This window comes from Pseudomonas alkylphenolica (assembly GCF_000746525.1).
GTDB classification, from domain to species: Bacteria; Pseudomonadota; Gammaproteobacteria; order Pseudomonadales; family Pseudomonadaceae; genus Aquipseudomonas; species Aquipseudomonas alkylphenolica.
On the sequence record NZ_CP009048.1, the window covers coordinates 4,265,690 to 4,289,403 of the forward strand.

Consider the following 23,714-nt stretch of genomic DNA (forward strand, 5'->3'; position numbering starts at 1 on the left):
GATAATGTTGGAAAAACACGCGGCTTGAGCCACTTGTGCTGGGGAGGAATCTTGGCGGGGGGTTATGTCAGATCAGTGGCTTTTATATAAATGTTTTGTTACAGGGGAACTTTTTACTTCGAATAAGAATAAGCCAGAAAGCCCCGTTGCAGGGCCTTCCGGCGCGATTTTCAGGGTTTGTCTTGAGTTCGCTGGGCGTCTGTCATGCGCTGGACGATTTCGTCAATGTCGTCTACCGGCGCCTCCGGCAGCGCCTTGATCGTCGCCTGGGTCAAACGCATCTGCTTGATGAACCGTCGACAGCTTTTGCAAAACAACAGGTGCTGGCGAGCCAGCAGTTTTTCACCCAGGGGAAGTTCTCCATCCAGGTAATCGCTTGAGCGGGCGACAAGTTCCTTGCAGGTCAGCATTGGCCGGTTTCCTCGAAATGTTCCAGGGTCGCGAAGACCTTCAGCCGTGCCCGGTGCAGCAGCACGCGGACATTGGAGAGCGAAATATCGAGAAGATTACAGATTTGCTCCAGCTCCAGTCCCTGGCGTTCGCGCAGCACCAGAACGCTGCTCTGCAGCTCGGACAGGCTGAGCAAAGTATGTTCAAGGCACTCGCGCAACTCATCCTGGCTGAGCAAGGCTTCGGGCGAGTCTTCATGCCAGGCCGAAGGCGCTAACAGCCAATGGCCATCGCCGGCGAATCGCTCATCGCCGACGGTGCCATGTGGCGCAGGCAGGTCGTCGAGCAGTACTTCCCGGCGGTTCTGTTTGTAGCGGTTTTTTGCCGTGTTGGCCGTGATGGTCAGCAGCCAGGTCTTGAGACTGGAACGCTGCTGGAACCCTGCCAGGTTGCGTACCACCGCCAGCCAGGCATCCTGCACCACCTCGTCGGCATTGCGGCTGCCAACAATGGCATAAGCCACTGCGCGCATGGCGCCCTGATAGGTGTCTACCAGTTCCTTGAAAGCCGGCTGCTCGCCTGCGAGCAACCGTTCGAGCAAGCGGCCTTGTTCTTCGCCCATTATCGCCATCCATCCGTCGTTGTGTCGGTAGAGTTCGATTAGACGGTTTTGTTACAAATCCAGCCAGCAACAAAAGGGACGCCCGCTGTGGGGCGCATCCTTTTGTTTCAAGGCAGAACCGTCTTACTGTTGTCAGACGGTTCGCAGGCTTCAGCGCTTGCGCAGAATCACGCTACCGATGGAGTAGCCGGCACCGAAGGAGCTCAGTACGCCCAGAGCGCCTTTTGCCAGATCGTCCTGATGTTTGTGCAAGGCGATCACCGAGCCCGCCGAGCTGGTGTTGGCGTAGCTGTCGAGAATCACCGGTGCCTCTTCTTCCAGGGCATCGCGACCGAGCAGCTTCTTGACGATCAGGTGGTTCATGCTCAGGTTGGCCTGGTGCAGCCAGAAGCGCTTGACGTCACTGACACTGATGTTGTTTTCAGCCAGGTGCTGGGCGATCAGCTCGGCCACCATCGGGCAGACCTCACGGAACACCTTGCGGCCTTCCTGGACAAAGAGCTTGTCCGGGGCGCCGATGCCCTCCTCGGCCGCTCGGTTGAGGAAGCCGAAGTTGTTGCGGATATTGTTGGAGAACTGGGTCAGCAGCTTGGTGCTGACGATGTCGAACTGATGCGCCGAGGTGGCCAGGTCGGCACGCTCGACCAGTACTGCGGTGGCGGCGTCACCGAAGATGAAGTGGCTGTCGCGGTCACGGAAGTTCAGGTGGCCGGTGCAGATTTCCGGGCTGATCACCAGAATCGCGCGGGCCTGACCCAGTTGCACGCTGTTGCAGGCCGTCTGGATGCCGAAGGTGGCCGAAGAGCAGGCGACGTTCATGTCGAAGCCAAAGCCGTTGATACCCAGGGCCTGTTGCACTTCGATGGCAATCGCCGGGTACGGTCGCTGCAGGTTGGAGCAGGCGACGATCACCGCATCGACATCGGCAGCGGTACGGCCTGCGCGTTGCAGGGCCTGTTCGGCAGCCGCCACGGCCATCTGGCAGAGAATCGACGGTTCGTCGTTGGTGCGCTCCGGCAAGCGTGGCTTCATGCGTTGTGGATCGAGGATACCGTCCTTGTCCATGACAAAGCGGCTCTTGATCCCCGAGGCCTTTTCGATGAAGGCGGCGCTGGATTCGGCCAGGGCCTGCACTTCGCCACGCTCGATGGCCTCGGCATTGTCAGCGTTGAACTGCTGCACATAGGCGTTGAAAGACTCCACCAGCTCTTCGTTGGAAATGCTGTTGGCCGGGGTATACAGGCCGGTGCCGCTGATGACGACGTTATGCACGGTCGTTCCTCTGTTCAGGGGCCGATGCCGATCGGGCAACGGCCTGTTCGATTCGGTCAGCTGGCACGAACGTACCAACTTTTACACGCAATAACCCCGTCAGCGCGAGCGCTGCCGGGCACTTCATTCGGTAAGCGCTGCTGCCGGCAGGATGGGCGCGGCAGCGGCGAATATCGGCCAAGTGTGCCACAACTGCAGCCGTTTAGGCTTCTACCTGACTCCATTGCTTGCTGAGTCGTTTGTCCGAAACCGGCACCTTGGTGCCGAGCTGCTGAGCGAACAGCGACACCCGGTATTCTTCCAGCCACCAGCGGTACAGGGTCAGTTGTTCGTCACGCTTGCCCTCCTGGGCATGTTTGTCAGCGCGGGTCTTGTACTGGGTCCACAGATTGCCCAGCTCACCGCTCCAGACCCGGTCCTTCTGCACCTGGGAGCCGAGCTTCTCCAGGCGCAATTCGATGGCCTTGAGGTAGCGCGGCAGCTCCTTGAGCCACAGCCCCGGGGTTTCGCGGACAAAGCCCGGATAGACCAGATTGCCGAGCTGCTGTTTGATGTCATTGAGCGCCACGGCCTGAGCCAGGTCGATCTTGCCCTTGAAGCGTTTTTGCAGACCGTGCCAGAGCTTGAGGATCTCCAGGGTCAGGCGGGCCAGGCGTTCGGCATGCTCGGTCCAGCTGCCGCGCTTGCGCTCTGCCAGGGAAGCCAGGCCGGCACCATCGCGAGGCAGATGCTCTTCTCCGTCGAGAATGCAGCTATCGAGGCTGGCCAGGAGGATATCCTCGACCAAGGCATCGATACGCCCCAGCTCGCGGTACAGCAAACCCAGTTCAGTCAGCCCCGGGAGCTTGCCGCGCAGGAACTTGGCCGGTTCGGCCAGCTGTTGCAGGAGCAGACGCTGCAAGGCGCGGCGGTGCTGGAACTCGGCCTCGGCCTGGGTCGAGAAACGCCCTTCCTTGACCGTACCGTTTTCTTCCACCAAGGCCGGGTACACGGTCATCGATAGCCCGGCGATCTTCTGCTGGGCGGTCTCGGCAACCTGGGCAAAGGCCTTGGCCTGTACTGGCTGCTGGCTTTTCTCGGTTTGCGGCACAGCCAGTGCGGCCTGGCTGGCGGCGACAAAGCGTGCGGTCAGCTCGGTCAGGTCGCGGCCTTCACCAAGAAACTTACCCTGACCATCGACCACTTCCAGGTTCATCTTCAGGTGGTTGTCGACCTGCCCGGCCGCTTCGGCCCAGGCTTCATCGCTGACCCGTGCGCCGGTCATGCGCAACAATTCCCGCCCCAGGGCCTGCGGCAACGAGCCTTCGGCGAAGGTCATGCGCTGCAACGCCGCTTTGACGAAGTCCGGCACCGGCACAAAGTTCTTGCGCAAGGCCTTGGGCAAGTTGCGCACCAAGGCAATGCATTTGGCTTCGAGCAAACCTGGCACCAGCCACTCCAGGCGCTCACCCGGCAAGCTTGGCAGCAATGGCGCCGGCACCCGCACGGTGACACCGTCGCGCGGATGGTTGGGTTCGAAGTGATAACTCAAGGCCAGGCTCAGATCGCCCAGGCGCAAGGTGTCGGGATACTGCGCCGCCGTGACTTCGCTGGCTTCGCGCGCCAACACATCTTCTTCGCGCATGATCAGCAGTTGCGGGTCTTTCTGGCTGTTGACCCGGTACCAGCTGTCGAAGGTCGCGGTCTGATGGATCTCGGCTGGCAAACGTGCTTCATAGAAGCCGTACAGGGTCTCGTCATCGGCGAGAATATCCCGGCGCCGGGCCTTGGCCTCCAGCTCGTCGAGCTGCTCAAGCAGACGCCGGTTGGCGCTCAGGCACTTGGCCTTCGACTGGATCTCGCCGCCCACCAGCGCTTCGCGGATGAACAGCTCGCGGGACATCACCGGATCGATCGGCCCGAAGTGCACCGGGCGGCGGCCGACCACGATCAGGCCGTACAGGGTAACCTGCTCATAAGCCACCACCTGGCCGCGCTTCTTCTCCCAGTGCGGCTCGAAATGGTTCTTCTTGATCAGGTGAGTGGCCAGTGGCTCGATCCAGTCCGGTTCGATCTTGGCCACCATGCGCGCATACAGCTTGGTGGTTTCGACCAGCTCGGCGGTCATGATCCACTGTGGACGCTTTTTGCCCAGTCCCGAAGACGGATGCACCCAGAAACGCCGCTGACGGGCGCCCAGGTAGTCGCCGTCTTCGGTCTTCTGGCCGATCTGGCTAAGCAGGCCGGAAAGAATCGCCTTGTGCAGTTTCGGGTAATCGGCCGGCTCTTTGTTGATGCTCAGCTGCAGGTCACGGCAGATCAGGCTCAACTGCCGATGGGCATCACGCCATTCACGCAGGCGCAGGTAGTTGAGGAAGTTCTTCCGGCACCAGTTGCGCAGCGGGCTGGCGGTCAGCGCCTGGCGCTGTTCTTCGAAACCACGCCACAGACTGACCAGCGCGGCAAAGTCCGAGTCGGCATCTTTCCACTGTGCATGCGCCTGGTCAGCAGCTTGCTGACGCTCCGGCGGACGCTCGCGCGGGTCTTGCACCGACAAGGCGCTGGCAACGATCAGCAGTTCACTGAGACTGCCCTGCTTGGCACCTTCGAGCAGCATGCGCCCCAGCCGCGGGTCGACCGGCAGGCGCGCCAGCTGACGCCCAAGCGGGGTGAGCTGGTTCTCGCGGTTGACCGCCGAGAGCTCCTGCAACAGGTTGAAGCCGTCGCTGATGGCCTTGCCATCCGGTGGCTCGATAAACGGGAAGGCGTCGATCTCACCCAGGCGCAGGTGCAGCATCTGCAGGATTACCGCCGCCAGGTTGGTACGCAGGATCTCGGGATCGGTAAACGCTGGCCGTGCATTGAAGTCTTCTTCGCTGTACAGCCGCACGCAGATGCCCGGTTCGACCCGGCCACAGCGGCCTTTACGCTGGTTGGCACTGGCCTGTGACACCGCCTCGATCGGCAAACGCTGAACCTTGGCTCGGTAGCTGTAACGGCTGATCCGCGCGGTGCCGCTGTCGATCACATAGCGGATACCCGGCACCGTCAACGAGGTTTCGGCGACGTTGGTCGCCAGCACCACTCGCCGACCGGGGTGGGACTGGAAAATCTTCTGCTGCTCGGCGGGCGACAGCCGTGCATACAACGGCAGGATCTCGGTGTGGCGCAGCTGCGCCTTGCGCAGCATTTCCGCAGCGTCCCGAATCTCGCGCTCGCCAGGCAGGAACACCAGCACGTCGCCCGGGCCTTTGCCCTGGCTGCGCTCATGGGCGGCAATCTCGTCGAGGGTGGCGAGAATCGCCTGATCAACCGTGAGGTCGTCCTCGACGCGGTTGCCCTCCTCGTCCTGCTCGCTGGTCAATGGCCGGTACCAGGTTTCTACCGGATAGGTGCGGCCAGAGACTTCGATGATTGGCGCGTCGTTGAAGTGCTTGGAGAAACGCTCCAGATCAATCGTCGCCGAGGTGATGATCACCTTGAGGTCCGGACGCCGCGGCAACAGGGTTTTCAGATAACCGAGCAGGAAGTCGATGTTCAGGCTGCGCTCGTGAGCTTCGTCGACGATGATGGTGTCGTAGCGCTCGAGAAAACGGTCGTGCTGGGTTTCGGCCAGGAGAATACCGTCGGTCATCAGCTTGACCAGGGTATTGGCGTCGCTCTGGTCTTCAAAACGCACCTGATAACCGACCAGTGCCCCCAGTGGCGTGCCCAGTTCTTCGGCCACCCGGGTGGCAACACTGCGCGCCGCGATCCGCCGCGGCTGGGTGTGAGCAATCAGACCATGCTGGCCACGCCCCAGCTCCAGGCAGATTTTCGGCAACTGGGTGGTTTTACCCGAGCCGGTTTCCCCGGCAATGATCAGCACCTGATGCGCGGCGAGGACTTTTTTGATTTCGTCACGCTTGGCGGCGATCGGCAGGCTGTCGTCGTAACGAATGCTCGGCACGCTGGCCTTGCGCGCAGTGACCTGGGCACAGGACGCCTGGACCTTGTCGACCCACTGGGCCAGCTTCGCCTCGTCCGGGCGCTTGCGCAATTCATGCAGTTGCCGGCGCAAGCGATGGCGCTCGGCAATCATGGCGTGGTCGAGGTTTTTCAGCAGTTGATCGATAGCGTGGTCAGTCATGGGGGCTTTTTAGTCGTGCAGGTGAGCCTGCTTTTTCATGATCGGCATAGGAAGGGCTGCGATTGTCGCAGATTTGCCCCCGCTCGGCACGGTTGCGGGTAGCCGGATGATTGTTTAGTGATGGACAACCTGAAGGTATACAAAGGCTGATTTAATGAACCTTCAAGGGCATGGGAGTATCAGCGCATGACTTCGCCCCTGAGCTTGCCCCACCCGCTGTTGCGCCCTTCGTTCCCGAAGGTGCGGGCTCGCTCCGGGGAAAACCCGCTGGTTCACATCATCCTCGCCTTCTGGGCGTTGTGGCATTGCCGCCATGCCCGCCCACCAGATGTTGTTCTCGCCCTAGACTGAATATATCGGCCAGCCTTGGCCTACCTGTCCATGACTGTCGCCTGCTGGCGAAGACAGTCCTGTGCGCCTGACGGCGCGAGCGAGAACCGCATGCAATTTGCCCCCATCGAACAGGCCCGAACATTCCTGGCTGACAACCCTGATATCGAGATGATCGAGCTGTTCATCCTCGATGCCAACGGCGTGCCCCGCGGCAAGCTGTTGCACCGCGAAGAACTGCTGGCGGTGTATGAAAGCGGTCGCCCCCTGCCCAGCACCATTCTCGGCCTGACCCTCAATGGCGACGATGTGGAAAACTCAGGACTGGTGTGGGACGTCGGTGATATCGACTGCCGCGCCTATCCGCTGGAAAACAGCCTGGTGCGCTTGCCTTGGCGGCAGATTCCGACCGCCGCAGTGCAGGTCAGCATGCACCCCAGCGAAGGCCTGCCAGCCACCATCGCCGACCCGCGCCACCTGCTGGTCAAGGTCATCGATGCGCTGAAGGCCGAAGGTTACCATCCGGTCATGGCCTGCGAGCTGGAGTTCTACCTGCTCGACCAGAAGCGCGACCACCAGGGTCGCCCGCAAGCGGCGCTGGACAGCGATGGCGGACGTCCGCGTGGCACCCAGGTCTATGGCCTGCGCGAGCTGGAGCAGATCGAGCCGTTCCTCGCTGATCTTTATAGTGCTTGCAAAGCCCAGGGCATCCCGGCACGCACGGCGATTTCCGAATACGCCCCGGGCCAGGTCGAAATCACCCTGGAACATGGCGATGCACTGCTGGCCATGGACCAGGCCGTGCGCTACAAGCGTCTGGTCAAAGGCGTGGCACACAAGCACGGCATGCAGGCCTGCTTCATGGCCAAACCTTTCGATCACCTGGCCGGCACCGGCATGCACATGCATGTAAGCCTGGCTGATGCCCACGGCAACAACCTGTTCGCCAGCGAAGACAAGGCCGGCACACCGCTGCTGCGTCAATCAGTGGCCGGCATGCTCAAGCACCTGCTCGACTCGTTGCTGCTGTTCTGCCCCAACGCCAACTCCTACCGCCGCTTCCAGGCCAACAGCTATGCACCGCTGGCGCCGACCTGGGGTGTCGACAACCGCACCGTGAGCCTGCGCGTACCCGGCGGCCCGGCCAACAGCCGGCACATCGAACATCGCATCTGTGGCGCCGACGCCAACCCCTACCTGGCCGCCGCCGCGATCCTCGCCAGCCTGCACCAGGGCATCCGCCAGCAGCTCGACCCGGGTGCTCCGGTCGAAGGCAACGGCTATGCCCAGGCCAAGGAACTGCTGCCCACCGACTGGCTCACTTCGCTCAAGGCCCTGGAGGCCTCGGACTGGGCTCGTGAGGCATTCGGCGAAGCCTTTCTCGGTGTCTACCTGGCGGTCAAACGTGCCGAGTACCGACAGTTCATGGCCGAAGTCGGCGAACAGGACTGGCGCTGGTACCTGACCCAGGCCTGATCCACTTTATTTTTGCGCCAAGGATTTTTTATGAACGCAGCCGTGAACACCGGCACCGCTCAACGCAGTGCTTCCTACTACACCGCCAGCCTCAACGACAGCACCCAGTACCCGACGCTCAAAGGCACGGTCAAGGTCGACGTGGCAATCATCGGTGGCGGTTTTACCGGCGTGGCCAGCGCCGTCGAGCTGGCCGAACGCGGCCTGAAAGTCGCCATTGTCGAGACCAACCGCATCGGCTGGGGCGCCAGCGGTCGCAACGGCGGCCAGGTGACTGGCAGCCTTTCGGGTGACGAGGCAATGCGCAAGCAGATGCGCGAAAAGCTTGGCGAAGACGTCGACGACTTCATCTGGCACCTGCGCTGGCGCGGGCATCAGATCATCGAACAGCGGGTCGCACGCTATGGCATCAACTGCGACCTCAAGCGCGGTCACCTGCATGCGGCGATGAAGGCCTCGCACATGCATGAGCTGCAGTCTTTCGCAGCCGAAGCACAGCGCCGCGGCATGGGCGACCAGGTGCAGTTACTCGATCGCAACGCCATGGCCGAACACCTGCAAAGCCCGTTGTACCTGGGCGCGCTGAAGAACCTGCGCAACCTGCACCTGCACCCGCTCAACCTGTGCCTGGGCGAAGCCCGTGCAGCGCATAGCCTGGGCGCGCTGATCTTCGAGAATTCCGAGGTGCTGGACATCGTCCATGGCGAGCAGCCGGCGGTGGTCACCGCGCAAGGGCGAGTCGAAGCCAAGCAGATCCTGCTGGCAGGCGACGTCTACCACAAACTGGAAAAGCGCCAGCTCAAGGGCAAGATCTTCCCGGCCATGGGTGGCATCGTCACCACCGCGCCGCTGGGCGAACTGGCCGCACAGATCAACCCTCAGGACCTGGCGGTGTATGACTGCCGCTTTGTCCTCGACTACTACCGCCTGACGGCAGACGGTCGCCTGCTGTTCGGCGGTGGCGCCAACTATTCAGGCCGTGACTCGCGGGATATCGCTGGTGAGTTGCGCCCGTGCATCGAGCGCACCTTCCCGGCACTCAAGGGCGTGCCGATCGAGTTCCAGTGGAGTTGTGCCATGGGGATCGTGGTCAACCGCATTCCGCAGCTGGGCAAGCTTTCCGACAATGTCTGGTACTGCCAGGGCTACTCCGGGCACGGTATCGCCACCAGCCACATCATGGGCGAAATCATGGCCGAGGCGCTGACCGGGACGCTGGAGAAATTCGATACCTTTGCAGGCTGCAAACACATCAAGGTGCCGATGGGCGATGTGCTGGGCAATCCGTTGCTGGCGGCGGGGATGTGGTATTACCAGATGCTTGAGAAGTTGCGCTGAGGCTAAATGCATCGCGGGGCAAGCCCGCTCCCACCGGGGACTCAATAACCCTGGTGGGAGCGGCGGTGCGACGACTCGACTTGCCCCGCGATTACTGACTCAAGCGATCTTCTTCAGACCCAGCTTTTTCAGCTCTTCATCACGCAGCTCACGACGCAGGATCTTGCCGACGTTGGTGGTCGGCAGCGCATCACGGAACTCGATGAAACGCGGCACCTTGTAGCCGGTGACATTGGCACGCATGTGCTCCATCACCTGATCTTTGGTCAGGGTCACGCCAGGCCGTGCAACGATGAACAGCTTGATCACTTCACCGGACTTCTCGTCCGGCACGCCGATGGCTGCACACTGCAACACGCCCGGCAGCGCAGCCAGCACGTCTTCAAGCTCGTTGGGGTATACGTTGAATCCGGACACCAGAATCATGTCTTTCTTGCGATCGACAATCCGCATGTAGCCGTCAGGCTGGATCAGGGCGATGTCACCGGTCTTCAACCAACCTTCGCTGTCGAGGATCTCGGTGGTCGCATCCAGGCGCTGCCAGTAGCCCTTCATCACTTGCGGGCCCTTGACGCACAGTTCACCGACTTCACCCAGCGGCAGTTCGACACCCTCATCATTGATGATCTTGCACAGGGTCGAAGGCACCGGAATACCGATGGTACCGATCTGGTTCTGCTCGGCCGGGTTGACCGCCGCCACCGGGCTGGTTTCGGTCATGCCGTAACCTTCGCAGATGGCGCAACCAGTCACTGCTTTCCAGCGCTCGGCGACACTCATCTGCAGGGCCATGCCGCCCGACAGGGTGATTTTCAGATTCGAGAAATCCAGCTTGCGGAAGTTTTCGTTGTTGCACAGGGCAACGAACAAGGTGTTCAGCCCGACAAAGCCGCTGAACTTCCACTTCGACAACTCCTTGACCATCGCCGGCAAGTCGCGCGGGTTGCTGATCAGGATGTTGTGGTTGCCGATCAGCATCATTGCCATGCAATGAAAGGTGAAGGCATAGATGTGGTACAGCGGCAACGGGGTGATCAGGATCTCGCAACCTTCATTGAGGTTGGAGCCCATCAGCGCCCGGCACTGCAGCATATTGGCCACCAGGTTACGGTGGGTAAGCATCGCGCCCTTGGCCACCCCGGTGGTGCCACCGGTGTACTGCAACACGGCCACATCATTGCTGTCGGGGCTCGCTTCTTTCACCGGCTGGCCGGCGCCTTTGCTCAATACATCATTGAACTTCAGCGCCTTGGGCAAGTGGTAGGCCGGGACCATTTTTTTCACGTACTTGATCACGCTGTTGATCAACAGGCGCTTTACCGGTGGCAGCATATCGGCCACTTCGGTGACAATAACGTGTTTGATCTGGGTCTTGGGCACGACCTTTTCGGCCAGGTGCGCCATGTTGGCCAGACACACCAGCGCTTTGGCACCGGAGTCATTGAATTGGTGCTCCAGCTCCCGTGCGGTATACAGCGGGTTGGTGTTCACCACGATCAGGCCGGCACGCATAGCGCCGAATACGGCAACCGGATATTGCAGCACGTTGGGCAGTTGCACGGCGATACGATCGCCGGGCTGCAGGTCAGTATGCTGCTGCAGGTAGGCGGCGAAGGCCCCCGACAACTCGTACAGCTGGCCGTAGGTCAGTGTTTTGCCCAGGTTGCTAAAGGCTGGTTTGTCAGCAAAGCGTTGGCAGGACTGTTTCAATACTGCCTGGATATTCGGGTACTCATCGGGGTTGATTTGCGCCGCAACCCCGGCTGGGTACTTATCCTTCCAAAAATTTTCGATCATGGAAGCCCACTCCTCCAGCACCAGCGAATTCTTCACCGCAGTCGATGCGATTATTATTGATATAAGATTACGGTTTATTGCAAACCAGATCATCAGAAGCGGGCCGAGAGTAGCAGCTTTGCAAAGGGTCGCCTAGAGCTAAAGCAGCCCAAACAGTCACAAAAATGACTCTTGATTATGCAATGGTCATTTTTAGAGTAAAAAACCTAAACAACCAGTTTATGCATATAAAGTGGGAGCGGGCTTGCCACGCGATGCGATGTACCTGACACACCGCATCGCGGGGCAAGCCCGCTCCCACAGAAGCCCGCGCCCACCCTGGACGTCAGGCGATATCGCGCAGCTCCCGGCGCAGGATCTTGCCTACCGCCGTCATCGGTAACGAATCGCGCAGCACGATGTGCTTGGGCACTTTGTAGCCGGTGAAGTTGGCTTTGCAGTAAGCCTTCAGCTCTTCAAGACTCACCCCGCCTTCACGCGGCACCACAAACAGCTTCACAGCTTCGCCGGAGCGCTCGTCTGGAATGCCGATCACCGCGCAGTTGGCCACTTGCGGGTGGCCCATGACCACCTCTTCGATCTCGTTCGGGTACACGTTGAAACCGGAAACGATGATCATGTCCTTCTTGCGATCGACAATCCGGGTAAAACCATCAGGATCGATCACCGCGATATCACCGGTCTTGAACCAGCCCTCGCTATCAAGCGCCTCGGCCGTAGCCTCAGGGTGCTGCCAGTAGCCTTTCATCACTTGCGGGCCCTTGATGCACAACTCGCCCCGCTCGCCCATCGGCTGTTCGTTGCCTGCATCGTCAATGACCTTGAATGCCGTACCCGGCACTGGAATGCCCACTGTACCCAGTCGCGCCAGCTTGCCGTACGGATTGGTGCTGGCCACCGGCGAGGTTTCCGTCAGGCCATAGCCTTCGACGATGCGGCAGCCCGTCAGGCTTTCCCAGCGCTCGGCGGTGGCCGTCACCAGCGCGGTGCCACCGGAGTTGGTGACTTTCAGCGCGGAGAAATCCAGGTTCTTGAATTCCGGGTGATTCATCAACGCCACGAACAAGGTGTTCAGGCCGAGAAGCCCGGAGAACTTCCATTTTTTCAGCTCTTTGATAAAGCCTGGAATGTCTCGCGGATTGGTGATCAGCACGTTGTGGTTGCCGGTCACCATCATGCACATGCAATTCGCGGTAAAGGCATAGATATGGTAGAGCGGCAGCGGTGCGATCATCACCTCCTGGCCCTCTTTGATCAGCCGCTGGCCATCAGGGCCGTGCTGGGAGAAGCACGCCAGCACCTGGAGCATGTTGGCCACCAGGTTGCCGTGAGTCAGCATTGCGCCCTTGGCCAGGCCGGTGGTGCCACCGGTGTACTGCAGCACAGCGATATCATCGAGGCTCAGCGAGACCTGCTTGGGCACTGCGCCACGTCCCTGACTCAACGCGCTCTTGAAGGGCACAGCCTGGGGCAGATGGAAGTCCGGGACCATCTTCTTGACCTTGGCGACAATGGTATTGACCAGCCAGCCCTTGGCCGCCGGCAGCATGTCGCCCATCTTCGCTTCGATAAGGAAGTCGATGCCGGTATCGGGCAGTACCTCCTGCACCAGTTTGCCGAACATGTTCAGGTAGACCAGCGCCCGGGCCCCGGAATCCTTGAATTGATGACGCATCTCGCGAGCGGTATACAGCGGGTTGGTGTTGACCACGATCAGCCCGGCACGCAAGGCGCCAAACACTGCGATCGGGTACTGCAGCACATTGGGCATCTGCACCGCGATACGGTCGCCCGGCACCAGATCGGTGTGTTGCTGCAGATAGGCGGCAAAGGCCGCAGAGTAACGATCCAGCTCAGCGTAGGTCATCGTCACCCCGAGATTGCTGAACGCCGGGCGGTCAGCAAACTTCTTGCACGAGCGTTCGAACACTTCGATCACAGACTTGTAAGCATTCATGTCAATGTTCGAAGGAACGCCTGCCGGGCGCTTGTCATTCCAGAAATCAGCCTGCATTTATTCTTGTCCTCATACCTGAGCCGTTCCGGTCCCCTTGCCTGCTTGGCGAAGAAGGTGCTGTGCCGACGTTAGCAGGTATGCCGCAGGTGGCAAATATGCCAAGCGCTGTCATTTACATTGTGAATCTTGTTTGTCGCTGCCCTTCGATTGCACGCTTGGGTTATACACTGAGCTGAGTTACTCACCTGTGCGCACAAGGACTCGCCATGCACCACGATGCGTTCTGGCTAGCGGCCAGCGATCACTGCAGCCTTTATGTCTACCAATGGCTGCCCAGTACGCCGATCAAGGCAGTCGTGCTGCTGGCCCATGGCATGGCCGAACATGCCGGCCGCTATCAACGCCTGGGCCAGGCCCTGAGTGCGGCGGGCTATGCACTGATTGCCCATGACCAGCGCGGCCATGGCCGTACCGCCGAGCTCGGCACCCTGGGCCTGTTCGCCCGCCACGATGGCTGGAGCGCGGTGGTCAACGACCTGGGCATGCTCAGCCAGCACATCGGCCAGCAGTTTCCCGGTACCCCGGTGTTTCTCTTCGGCCACAGCATGGGCAGCTACATTGCCCAGGCGTACCTGATACACCATGGCGCCAGTCTGCAAGGCGCCATCCTCAGCGGCTCGAACTTCCAGCCCCCGGCGCTGTACCGCACGGCGTGCGTGATTGCCCGTATCGAAGCCTGGCGTCAGGGTCCTCTGGGCCACAGTGCGTTGATCGACTGGTTGTCCTTTGGCTCCTTCAACAAGGCCTTCAAACCCACACGCACGGCCTTCGACTGGCTCAGCCGCGACAACGCCGAAGTCGACCGCTATGTGACCGACCCGTTGTGCGGCTTCCGCTGCACCAATCGTTTATGGATCGACCTGCTGATGGGGCTTGAACAGATCAGCCAGCCGGCCAACCTCAAACAGATCGATCCGAACCTGCCGATCCTGGTGATGGGCGGTGAATGTGATCCGGTCAGTGCCGGCAAGCGTCTCAAAGATCTGGCCGGTGCTTTGCGCCTGGCCGGCAACCAGCATGTGCAGTTGCAGCTATACCCCAAAGCGCGACATGAACTGCTCAATGAAACCAACCGTGACGAGGTCACGGCCGCGATCATCGACTGGCTGGAACAGGCCCTGGCCATTGGCCGCCCTGCCCGCAGCGAATGACGGCCGCCCCCGTGCCCCTAGCAGGAACCGAATCGATGACCCAGGTCACCAACACGCCTTACGAAGCCCTTGAAGTCGGCCAGACCGCCAGTTTCAGCAAGACCGTCGAAGAACGTGACATCCAGCTGTTCGCTGCCATGTCCGGTGACCACAACCCCGTGCACCTGGATGCCGAGTTCGCCGCCAAGAGCATGTTCAAGGAGCGTATCGCCCACGGTATGTTCAGCGGTGCCCTGATCAGCGCCGCGGTGGCCTGCGAGCTGCCTGGCCCGGGCACCATCTACCTGGGTCAGACCATGAGCTTCCAGAAGCCGGTGAAGTTCGGCGACACCCTGACCGTGCGCCTGGAAATCCTCGAGAAGCTGCCGAAATTCAAGGTGCGCATCGCCACCCGCGTGTTCAACCAGAATGATGAGCTGGTGGTCGATGGCGAGGCTGAAATCCTCGCCCCGCGCAAACAGCAGACTGTCGACCTGGTGAGCCCGCCGCCGATCACCATCGGCTGAAGTTCACAACTCGCTCAGGCGGCGCTTGATAAAGCGCCGCTCGGCACCTTGCGAGGTCAGGCCCAGAGCGGTGTGGTAGGCATCACGGGCCTGATCCAGGCGCCCCAGTTGCCGACACAGTTCGGCGCGGGCGCTGTGGGCCAGGTGATAATCCTGCAACTGCCCCCGCGCCAGAATCGCCTCCACCGCCAGCAGGCCTGCCTGCGGTCCGTCACGACGCGCCAGGGCCGCAGCGCGATTGAGCTCGACCACTGGCGAAGGCCATCCGCGCAGCAGCACATCGTACAAACCGACGATTTCTTCCCAGTCCGTCTGCTCGGCACTGGCCGCTTCGGCATGCACTGCAGCAATCGCTGCCTGCAAGCTGTACACCCCGAGCTGCTGGCTGCGCAGTGCCTGCTGCACCAACTGGCTACCTTCGGCAATCAATGCGCGATTCCATAAGCTGCGGTCCTGCTGATCCAGCAGGATCAAATCGCCATTCTCATCGCTGCGAGCCGCCTGTCGCGACGCCTGCAACAGCATCAACGCCAGCAGGCCGAGCGCTTCTGGGTCAGGCAGCAACTGCTGCAACAGTCGCCCCAGGCGGATCGCTTCATCACTGAGGTCATTGCGCATCAGGTTGTCACCCGATGACGCCGAATAGCCCTCGTTGAACACCAGATAAATGACCCGCAGGACGCTGTCCAGACGCTCGGGCAGCTCCGCCAGTGACGGGACCTGATAGGGAATCCGCGCATCGCGGATCTTGGCCTTGGCCCGCACGATTCGCTGGGCAATGGTCGCCGGGCTTTGCAAAAAAGCCCGGGCGATTTCCTCAGTGGTCAGGTCACAGACTTCGCGCAGGGTCAGCGGTACCTGAGCATCGGCAGCCAGCGCCGGATGACAGCACGTGAAAATCAGGCGCAGGCGATCATCTTCCAGCTCCTGGTCTGTCACCTCATCCTCCTGCCGCGCCTCCAGCGCCATCATCAACTGCGTCTGCGAGCGGTCGAAACGGGCTCTTCGCCGCAACCCGTCAATGGCTTTGAAGCGTCCGGCGGACACCAGCCAGGCCCGTGGGTTGGCAGGAATGCCATCGCGCTGCCAACGCTCAACCGCAACGAAAAACGCTTCGTGCATGGCCTCTTCGGCCAGGTCGAAATCACCCAGCAAGCGAATCAGGGTCGCCAGAATCCGGCGCGACTCGCGCCTGTAGACCGACTCGACTTCAGCCCGCACCTGAACCAGCGTCGTCATCAGCCCGGCATCTGGGTGGTCACCAGTGCGACCAGGCGATCCAGGCTTTCACCCCAGCCGCGATGAAAGCCCATTTCTTCATGTGCCAGGCAATCGGCGGCATTCCAGTGCAACGCGCGTGCGGTGTACTTGGTCTTGCCCTGATGCTCCTCAAAGGTCACCACCACGGCCATGAACGCCTTGTTCGACGGAACCCAGCCCGGCCCGAAGGCATCGGTGAAGACAATCCGTTCAGGGGGGACGATGTCCAGGAACACCCCCTGGTTCGGGTATTCGGTACCATCCGGGGCCTGCATTACCGTGCGAAACAACCCTCCCACCCACAACTGCATTTCGCACAAGGGCGTGGTCATGCCGTTGGGGCCCCACCATTGCGCAAGCAGATCGGGTTCGGTCCAGGCCCGGAACACCTTGCTGCGCGGTGCATCGATCACGCGGGTCAAGGACAGTTCGTACTGCGCATTGCCAGGGGGGTAGAGGCTCATATTATTGTTCTCCTGCGTCTCAGGGTTGGAGCTCGCGGATCGGCCTCACCTCGATGCTGCCGACCCTGGCGGCAGGTATTCCCTTGGCAATGTTCAGCGCTTCATTCAGGTCGCGGGCATCAACCAGATAGAAGCCGGCCAGTTGTTCCTTGGTCTCGGCGAAAGGCCCATCAGTCAGGCTCATGTGGCCACCGCGAACACGCACGGTGGTGGCGGTCTGCACCGGCTTGAGTGCCTCGGCGGCGAGCATCCGGCCGCTGCCCTGGATCGACTCGGCATAGGCCATGCACTCGGCATCCGCTGGGCTGTCGGGCAAGCTGTGCAACAGACTCTCTTCACAATAGACCAGGCAAAGGTATTTCATCGTCATCTCCACAGCGGATGCAAAGTGCAATTCGGCATAATCCTCGACGCTCTCAGCTCAAGGCTTGAGCGAGAACAGGGCGGCACCGGTTTCCATGTCGAATGGCGCCGACCAGTGTTCATGAATCACTTTCCATTGCCCGTCGATTCGCTTGTAGCCCGCGGTTACGCGCATGTAGCAGCTTTTATCTTCGCCGCCCTCGTCGCTGGCCGGGCCACAGCGATTGAGCCAGTGGGCCAGCGCCAGCTCTGGCGTGGCATGAATCTGCAACTGCTCCATCTCGAAGATCATGTCGCCGGGGCAGTGCTCCATGCAGGCTTGCCAGTGCGCCTGGTAGGCCGCTTTACCTTTGAATTGCAATGCCTTGACGGCATCGAAGGCGACGATGTCATCGGCGTAAGGGGCGGTGATGGCCGGAATATCCCGGGCGCGAACGGCTGGAATCCAGCGTTCGATAAGTTGACGGACTTCGTTTTCGGCGACGCTGCTCATGGTCGTGCCCTCTGCGATTCGACAACGGTCAGGCGCCGAGCGAATCGGCGCGTTCACAGATGGTCGAATGAGGACGCCGGGATTCGACAGCCGCAGCGGATTATTTTTTGCGGTCCAGCGGCAGCCAGATTTCCATCACACTGTGGCTGGCAAAAGGATCGAAATCCTTGCCATAGCGTTCGAACTCCGGTGCCTGGGCAACCTGTTCGCCCGATTGCGGTAACCAGTCGTGCCAGATGGCCTGGAACGTAGCCTTGAGGTTATCGACACTGCCGTGGTGCTCGAACACGGCATAGCGCTGGGGCTTGAGTTCGACATGCTGGAAGCCGGCTGGCAGCAGCTCTACCCCCGCCACCTGCACACCAGCGATGTAGTCAAAATTGCCGTTGCCGTCGGCGTTGCAGCAAACGCCGTAGGTATGCTCGCCGACTTGCCCCGGGACCTTGCCGATGTGCGGTTCGAAGCGCTGCCACAGTTGAGGAATCTGACTGATGCTGGACTGCGAGAAGCGACCACCGATACCGGCGATGGTGAAGCCATCGCCCTGCTCGAAGCGCACGGGCTGGACTGCAACTTGAATCGGGGTAGACATATCCTTTGCCTTATATGAACAAGGAGCCCCTTGCGGGGCTCCGGGTCGTTGTCATGGGAGAAAACCACTGGCTGCCGAACGTTTGGCGCGTTTGGCGGCGCGTTTTTCATCTGCGGTTTTCAGGGGTTTTTTCTTGGCCATTTTTTTCGCATCAAGACCTTTCATCTCGAAGATCCTCCGGCCTGATGGCACCTGCACACGGGTACCCCGACTGATTATAGACCCGCTGTGGCCGCTGGCACGGCAAGGATGAACTCGCGGTATCCGGAGGCAATTACATAGACCGCGAAGTAACAGAAGATGCCTGCCGAAAGCAGATAAGACCAGGTCAGCAGCCGGTCACCGAGCAGCCGCCCGCCATGACTGGCGATCAGGCAAAGTGACAGGCACCAGAGCAGCCCTGCTGCAAGAAATCCTGACAGGAACAGGCCCGCCTCCATCAGGCTGCCGCCACCGGAGCGCGAAATCAGCACACCGCCTACCGCCGCGAACCAGAGGATCGCACTGGGTGAAGACATGGCCAGAAAGATCCCACGCAAAAACTCGCGCCAGGATGACTCCACCACCACGTCACCGGCTTGCACATGACCTTCGCCGCGCCACGCCGCCAGCAGCATTTTCACCGCGAACCACACCAGCAACACCGAACCGCCCAGCCACAGCACCCAGCGCACGGTCTCGAACTGCAGCAACACGGTCATGCCGGCCAGGGCCGCCACCGCATACAACAGATCACCGACACACGTCCCCAGGCCCAGCCAGAAACCCTGAAGAAACCCGCGCTGCATGGCCAGGGTGATCATGGCGATATTGGCGATACCGATATCCAGGCACAGGGAGAGGCTGAGGAGAAATCCGTTGGAAAAAGGCATAGGGCATTCCATAGACAGCGTTGAAGGCAGGCGCTATTAAAGCGGGATTCAGCGCGGCTGTATTGGAAGAAATTGCCCTGGCCCGAAGGCAAGCCCGTTATGCCTGAGCCGCGCGCTCGAACACTTCATCCGCCCACTGGTTCAGACTCTTGCCCGCCGACTGTGCGGCAATGGTTGCAGCGGCATGGACTTCGGGCCGAATGCGCAGCATAACTTTGCCGGAGGCAGGCCGCTCGGGCGTCACGCCTCGCTCGGCACAATCGGCCAGGTAATCGTCCAAAGCCAGGTGAAATGCTTCATGCAACTGGCTGACAGAACTGACGTGGAAACTGATGATGTCTCGCACCCCCAATACACGGCCGACAAAAATATCATCGCGCGGGTCGTATTCGATTCGAGCGTTATAGCCCTTGTAACTGATTGCATTCATTGGAAGTAAAGTTCTTTGGATGGTCAAAAAATGCTATCAAATCCTGATAGCACTTTTTCCAAGCGATCAATTCAGGATTTTTCCATCACCCCGCCAACACCTGCGCATACCGCTCCCGATCGATATTGGCGCCACTGAGCACCACGGCCACCTTGCGCCCGCGCTGGCGTTCGCGCTCCTGAACCAGCGCCGCCAGCCCCGCCGCGCCGGCACCTTCGGCGGTGTTGTGGGTGTCCTCGTGGTAGATGCGAATCGCCTGGGCCACCTCCTCGTCACTGACCCTGACGATCCGCGCCGCGTGCTGGCGGATGATCTCGAAGGCTTCCGGCACCGGCATGCGGCAGGCCATGCCATCGGCAAAGGTATTGGCCGTGGCGGTGGTGACGATGCGACCTTGTTCAACGCTCAAGGCAAAGGCATCGGCGGCGCTCGACACCACGCCAACGATCTCGGTACGCAGGCCCAGCAGGTTACGGGCCTGGATCAGCCCACAGATCCCCGAGCCCATACCGATGGGCACATACACGCAATCAAGGTCTGCAACCGCTTCGAACAACTCCAGGGCATAAGTGGCCACACCGCGAACCAGTTGCGGGTGGAAGGACGGCACCATCTCATAGTCATGCAGTTGCGCCTGACGTGCAGCCTCTTCACGGGCCTGGTCGAAATCCGCGCCGTATTCGATCAATTCCGCGCCCTGGGCGCGCATCGCCGCGTTCTTCTCCCGCGAGTTACCTTGCGGCACCACGATGATGATCGGCAGCCCGGCGTTACGCGCCGCCAGGGCCATGCTCTGCCCGTGGTTGCCACGGGTGGCGGTGACCAGACCACGCACCTGCGTTTTTTGCCCCAGCAGCCATTGCACGTAAAGCAAACCGCCGCGCACCTTGAACGCACCGGTCGGCGCATGGTTCTCATGCTTGACCCAGACTTCGCAACCCAACCGCTCGGCCAGCCGTGGCCAGGCATATTGAGCAGTGGCGGGCACACTGGCATGCACCAGACGGGCAGCTTCACGCAGGGCAGTCAGGTCGAACATGGAACACCTCGGCAGCAGTGGGTTTGACCTGATCCTAGCCTCGGTTCATTGTATGGGTAAAAGCTTATATTGCATGGCCAACAATAAATGTGGACCCCTACCCTGCCTGACACCGGGCAACCCCGTTACCTGGCGCTAGTCGATGCCATTGCCGAAGCCATCGAGTGTGGCGAACTGCCGGTCGGCGCACGCCTGCCGCCGCAACGGCGTCTGGCCTGGGCGCTGGGGCTCAACCCCAGCACCACCCAGCAGGCCTACCGCGAGGCTGCCACCCGGCATCTGGTCAGCGGCGAGGTCGGACGTGGCACCTATGTGCTGGCTGGCAGCAAAGAAGCCACGCTGTTTCATCTGAAACAAAAGACCGCGCAGCCCAGCCTGATCGATTTGTCGACCAACGTGCCAGTGATCGATCCCGACAACCATGACATCGAACGCACCCTGCAGGCCCTGCTGCAGGACGGCGAAGTGCGCAGCCTGGAGCATTACCTGAGTGCCGACGCACTGCTCCTGGCCCGCGTACAAGGGGCTGCCTGGCTGGCCAACCGGGGGTTGCAGGTGAGCGCCAGCCAGGTGCTGTTATGCGGCGGTGCCCAGCAAGGTCTGTTCAGCCTGTTGCTGTCGCTGTGCCAGGCAGGCGATCCGGTACTGGTCGAAAGCCTGACGGCCCCCGGCATCAAGGCCGCCTGCCGCCAGCTACGCCTGCCCCTGCACGGCATTGCCCTGGACCGCCAGGGGATCGTTCCCGATGACCTCGACCGCGTCGCCCGCGCGACCGGCGCGCGGGTGGTGGTGCTCACGCCCAGCCTGCAAAACCCCACCGGTGCCTGCATGGGCCGCGAACGCCAGCAGGCCGTTGCCGAGGTGGTGCATCGCCACGGTCTGCTGCTGATCGAAGACGATGTCTACGGCGCGCTGGCCGACCAGCCGCCCTTGTGGCCGTTGCTGGGCCAGCAGGGGATACTGATCAGCAGTCTGTCGAAGACCGTTGCTGCCGGACTGCGCCTGGGCTGGATCGTCGCGGACCCGCTGCTGTTGGCTAAAATCGACCCGCACGCACAGGCGACCCATTGGCAGGTATCGCCACTGAACCTGCAGATCGCCTGCCGCTGGATCAGTGAGGGTACGGCCAACCGGCGACTGGCCTGGCAACGTGCAGAGGTCGAACAGCGCTGGCGCCTGGCACGCAAGATACTCGGCAGTGAGCGGCTCTTCGGCCTGCATCCCTCGCCGCACATCTGGGTAAGCTGTGCGATGCCGGCACAAACGCTGGTGCAACGCTGTCGGGCCAACGCGGTAGAGGTGGTCCCGGCCGAAGTATTTGCCGTAAAACAGGGCGACCTGGCGGCGGTTCGTATCAGCCTGTCCGCCGCCAGCAGCCGTGCGCAACTGAAGCAGGCGCTGGAGCGCGTGGCCCACGCCATGGAGAGAGCATGAGTAGTTTGTTCAACCAGGCCGAGCAGTTTCTCGCCGCGCTTGATCCCAAATGGGCCGCACATGTTCAGGCCATCGGCCCCTGCCTGCATCAACCGCGCCCCGAGCGTGACCCGTATCAGGCGCTGGTGCGAGCCATTGCCTACCAGCAACTGCATGTGAAAGCCGGCGATGCGATCCTCGGGCGCTTCCTTGCGCTGTATCCGGGCTGTGCCTTTCCGAGCCCAGAGCAGGTATTGGCCACTTCGCCCGAACAGCTGCGCGCCTGCGGCTTCTCCGGCAACAAGCTGGCCACCATCCAGGGTATCGCCAAGGCGCGTCAGGACGGTGTGGTGCCAGACCACGAACAGGCGCTGGCACTGGATGATGAGCAACTGATCGAACGTCTGGTGAGCTTGCGTGGCGTCGGCCGCTGGACCGTGGAGATGCTGCTGATCTACACCCTGGAGCGTATGGACATCCTGCCCGCCGATGACTTTGGCGTACGTGAGGGCTACCGTCGACTGCAAGGCCTGGACACCCAGCCCACTCGCCGCCAGATGATTGAATTCGGTCAGACCTGGAGCCCTTACCGCACCATTGCCGCCTGGTACCTGTGGCGGGTACCGAATCCACGAGTTTGAACGCAAGACCCGGAGTTTTCTTCGCTGATGCTCGCCTTAACCTGAGTCCATCATTACTCAACAAGAGATTCCCGGCATGCGCCAAGACACACCCCGCATCAGCGAAAACGACCCACGCTGGCAAGCGATCCTGGCCCGCGACCCGGCAGCCGACCGGGAATTTGTCTACGCCGTACGCACCACCGGTGTGTACTGCCGGCCCAGCAGTACCTCGCGTCTGCCGCGTATCGACAATGTCGAGTTCTTTGATACCCCGGCACAAGCCGAAGCCGCCGGCTATCGCCCGAGCAAACGGCGCGCGGCAGACCAGACGCTGATGGCCGAACAGCATCGGGCGCAAGTCACCCGCGCCTGCCAATTGATTGAAAGTGCCGAGTCAGTGCCCAGCCTCAATCAATTGGCCGAGCAATTGAACATGAGCCCGTTCCACTTTCATCGGGTGTTCAAGACCATTACCGGGGTAACGCCCAAAGCGTATGCCTCAGCCCATCGGGCAAGTAAGGTGCGCAATCAATTGCAGCACGCCAGCACCATCACGGATGCCCTGTATGAGGCCGGTTTCAATTCCAACAGCCGCTTTTACGAGTCCAGCAATGCCCGCCTGGGCATGACCCCGGGGGCCTATCGGGATGGCGGCGCCAACACGGCTATCCGCTTTGCCATCGGTCAATGTTCATTGGGTGCGATCCTGGTGGCACAAAGCGAACGCGGTATCTGCGCAATCCTCCTCGGCGATGATCCGCAGGCATTGCTGCACGACTTGCAGGACAAGTTTCCCAAGGCCGACTTGCTCGGTGGCGATGCCGCCTTCGAAACCCTGGTGGCCCGAGTGGTGGGATTGATCGAGGTACCGGGGATTGGCCTGGACTTGCCGCTGGACTTGCGCGGCACGGCCTTTCAGGAGCGGGTCTGGCAGGCCTTGCGGACAATCCCGGCGGGAACGACGGCCAGCTATGCCGAGATCGCGCAACGGATCGGCTCACCCAAAGCGGTGCGCGCCGTGGCCCAGGCCTGTGCGGCCAACGCCCTGGCCGTGGCCATCCCCTGTCACCGGGTGGTGCGCAGCGACGGCAACCTCTCGGGCTACCGTTGGGGCGTTGAGCGCAAGCGTCAGCTATTGGAGCGCGAGCGCCGATAAGG

The 23,714-nt window shown here is 61.2% G+C and carries 22 protein-coding genes; 8 read left to right on the forward strand and 14 right to left on the reverse strand.

Annotated features, from left to right (window positions below; genetic code table 11):
• Window positions 1-170: 170 nt before the first annotated feature.
• The 4 genes from PSAKL28_RS19530 to hrpA form a co-directional block, all read right to left on the reverse strand.
• Window positions 171-410 carry an anti-sigma factor family protein gene (locus PSAKL28_RS19530; RefSeq protein ID WP_038613595.1) on the reverse strand — a complete coding sequence of 80 codons (240 nt, stop codon included), beginning with the start codon at window positions 408-410 and terminating at the stop codon, window positions 171-173.
• Window positions 404-1,012, reverse strand: coding sequence for an RNA polymerase sigma factor (locus PSAKL28_RS19535; protein WP_038613597.1), 609 nt, complete (start codon window positions 1,010-1,012; stop codon window positions 404-406). Before PSAKL28_RS19535 ends, PSAKL28_RS19530 begins: the two co-directional genes overlap by 7 nt.
• 150 nt (window positions 1,013-1,162) lie before the next feature.
• Entirely contained in the window at window positions 1,163-2,284 is a 1,122-nt protein-coding gene (locus tag PSAKL28_RS19540) for a beta-ketoacyl-ACP synthase III (protein WP_038613598.1), read from the reverse strand.
• Between the two features lie 202 nt (window positions 2,285-2,486).
• Entirely contained in the window at window positions 2,487-6,392 is a 3,906-nt protein-coding gene (gene hrpA, locus PSAKL28_RS19545; protein ID WP_038613600.1) for an ATP-dependent RNA helicase HrpA, read from the reverse strand.
• 186 nt (window positions 6,393-6,578) lie between these two features.
• Here hrpA and PSAKL28_RS27910 point away from each other — a divergent pair, with 186 nt between their 5' ends.
• The 3 genes from PSAKL28_RS27910 to PSAKL28_RS19555 all read left to right on the forward strand — a co-directional run bounded on the left by PSAKL28_RS27910 (window position 6,579) and on the right by PSAKL28_RS19555 (window position 9,536).
• Window positions 6,579-6,743, forward strand: a complete 165-nt coding sequence (locus PSAKL28_RS27910; protein WP_167335126.1) for a hypothetical protein — start codon at window positions 6,579-6,581, stop codon at window positions 6,741-6,743.
• A gap of 90 nt (window positions 6,744-6,833) precedes the next feature.
• A complete protein-coding gene (locus PSAKL28_RS19550; protein ID WP_038613601.1) occupies window positions 6,834-8,198 on the forward strand; it encodes a glutamine synthetase family protein in 1,365 nt (454 codons plus the stop codon).
• Window positions 8,199-8,228: 30 nt separating this feature from the next.
• Window positions 8,229-9,536, forward strand: coding sequence for an NAD(P)/FAD-dependent oxidoreductase (locus PSAKL28_RS19555; RefSeq protein ID WP_038613602.1), 1,308 nt, complete (start codon window positions 8,229-8,231; stop codon window positions 9,534-9,536).
• Window positions 9,537-9,635: 99 nt separating this feature from the next.
• Here PSAKL28_RS19555 and fadD1 read toward each other — a convergent pair whose 3' ends face one another.
• Both fadD1 and fadD2 read right to left on the reverse strand, forming a co-directional pair.
• Complete coding sequence (fadD1, locus tag PSAKL28_RS19560; RefSeq protein WP_038613604.1) at window positions 9,636-11,333, reverse strand: long-chain-fatty-acid--CoA ligase FadD1; 1,698 nt, start codon at window positions 11,331-11,333, stop codon at window positions 9,636-9,638.
• 325 nt (window positions 11,334-11,658) lie between these two features.
• Window positions 11,659-13,347, reverse strand: a complete 1,689-nt coding sequence (fadD2, locus tag PSAKL28_RS19565; RefSeq protein WP_038613606.1) for a long-chain-fatty-acid--CoA ligase FadD2 — start codon at window positions 13,345-13,347, stop codon at window positions 11,659-11,661.
• A gap of 209 nt (window positions 13,348-13,556) precedes the next feature.
• On the opposite strand from fadD2, the gene PSAKL28_RS19570 reads away from it, so the two are divergent.
• Both PSAKL28_RS19570 and PSAKL28_RS19575 read left to right on the forward strand, forming a co-directional pair.
• The gene (locus PSAKL28_RS19570) at window positions 13,557-14,501 is read left to right on the forward strand and encodes an alpha/beta hydrolase (RefSeq protein WP_038613609.1); all 945 of its coding nucleotides are present in this window, start codon (window positions 13,557-13,559) and stop codon (window positions 14,499-14,501) included.
• Window positions 14,502-14,536: 35 nt separating this feature from the next.
• Window positions 14,537-15,007: a MaoC family dehydratase gene (locus PSAKL28_RS19575; protein WP_010223082.1), complete on the forward strand. Its 471-nt coding sequence runs from the start codon at window positions 14,537-14,539 to the stop codon at window positions 15,005-15,007.
• Window positions 15,008-15,010: 3 nt separating this feature from the next.
• On the opposite strand, the gene PSAKL28_RS19580 is transcribed toward PSAKL28_RS19575, so the two are convergent.
• The 8 genes from PSAKL28_RS19580 to PSAKL28_RS19615 form a co-directional block, all read right to left on the reverse strand.
• Window positions 15,011-16,246 carry an RNA polymerase sigma factor gene (locus tag PSAKL28_RS19580; RefSeq protein WP_038613611.1) on the reverse strand — a complete coding sequence of 412 codons (1,236 nt, stop codon included), beginning with the start codon at window positions 16,244-16,246 and terminating at the stop codon, window positions 15,011-15,013.
• Window positions 16,246-16,731: an SRPBCC family protein gene (locus PSAKL28_RS19585; protein WP_038613612.1), complete on the reverse strand. Its 486-nt coding sequence runs from the start codon at window positions 16,729-16,731 to the stop codon at window positions 16,246-16,248. The genes PSAKL28_RS19580 and PSAKL28_RS19585 overlap by 1 nt, the downstream gene beginning before the upstream one ends.
• Before the next feature lie 19 nt (window positions 16,732-16,750).
• On the reverse strand, window positions 16,751-17,095 hold the full coding sequence (locus tag PSAKL28_RS19590) for a YciI family protein (RefSeq protein WP_038613614.1): 345 nt from the start codon (window positions 17,093-17,095) through the stop codon (window positions 16,751-16,753).
• Window positions 17,096-17,152: 57 nt separating this feature from the next.
• The gene (locus PSAKL28_RS19595) at window positions 17,153-17,587 is read right to left on the reverse strand and encodes a YybH family protein (protein WP_038613616.1); all 435 of its coding nucleotides are present in this window, start codon (window positions 17,585-17,587) and stop codon (window positions 17,153-17,155) included.
• Between the two features lie 100 nt (window positions 17,588-17,687).
• The gene (locus PSAKL28_RS19600; RefSeq protein ID WP_038613618.1) at window positions 17,688-18,179 is read right to left on the reverse strand and encodes a GyrI-like domain-containing protein; all 492 of its coding nucleotides are present in this window, start codon (window positions 18,177-18,179) and stop codon (window positions 17,688-17,690) included.
• A gap of 215 nt (window positions 18,180-18,394) precedes the next feature.
• Complete coding sequence (locus PSAKL28_RS19605) at window positions 18,395-19,051, reverse strand: LysE family translocator (RefSeq protein WP_038613619.1); 657 nt, start codon at window positions 19,049-19,051, stop codon at window positions 18,395-18,397.
• A 97-nt stretch (window positions 19,052-19,148) separates the two neighbouring features.
• Window positions 19,149-19,481: a type II toxin-antitoxin system HicB family antitoxin gene (locus PSAKL28_RS19610; protein WP_038613621.1), complete on the reverse strand. Its 333-nt coding sequence runs from the start codon at window positions 19,479-19,481 to the stop codon at window positions 19,149-19,151.
• Window positions 19,482-19,566: 85 nt separating this feature from the next.
• On the reverse strand, window positions 19,567-20,520 hold the full coding sequence (locus PSAKL28_RS19615; RefSeq protein WP_038613622.1) for a threonine dehydratase: 954 nt from the start codon (window positions 20,518-20,520) through the stop codon (window positions 19,567-19,569).
• 87 nt (window positions 20,521-20,607) lie between these two features.
• Here PSAKL28_RS19615 and PSAKL28_RS19620 point away from each other — a divergent pair, with 87 nt between their 5' ends.
• From PSAKL28_RS19620 to ada, 3 genes are all read left to right on the forward strand, one after another.
• The gene (locus tag PSAKL28_RS19620) at window positions 20,608-21,954 is read left to right on the forward strand and encodes an aminotransferase-like domain-containing protein (RefSeq protein ID WP_038613623.1); all 1,347 of its coding nucleotides are present in this window, start codon (window positions 20,608-20,610) and stop codon (window positions 21,952-21,954) included.
• Window positions 21,951-22,574 (forward strand): DNA-3-methyladenine glycosylase family protein, encoded by a 624-nt coding sequence (locus tag PSAKL28_RS19625; RefSeq protein ID WP_038613625.1) that lies wholly within the window; start codon window positions 21,951-21,953, stop codon window positions 22,572-22,574. Before PSAKL28_RS19620 ends, PSAKL28_RS19625 begins: the two co-directional genes overlap by 4 nt.
• Window positions 22,575-22,650: 76 nt before the next feature.
• Window positions 22,651-23,712 (forward strand): bifunctional DNA-binding transcriptional regulator/O6-methylguanine-DNA methyltransferase Ada, encoded by a 1,062-nt coding sequence (gene ada, locus PSAKL28_RS19630; RefSeq protein ID WP_038613626.1) that lies wholly within the window; start codon window positions 22,651-22,653, stop codon window positions 23,710-23,712.
• Window positions 23,713-23,714: the final 2 nt, after the last annotated feature.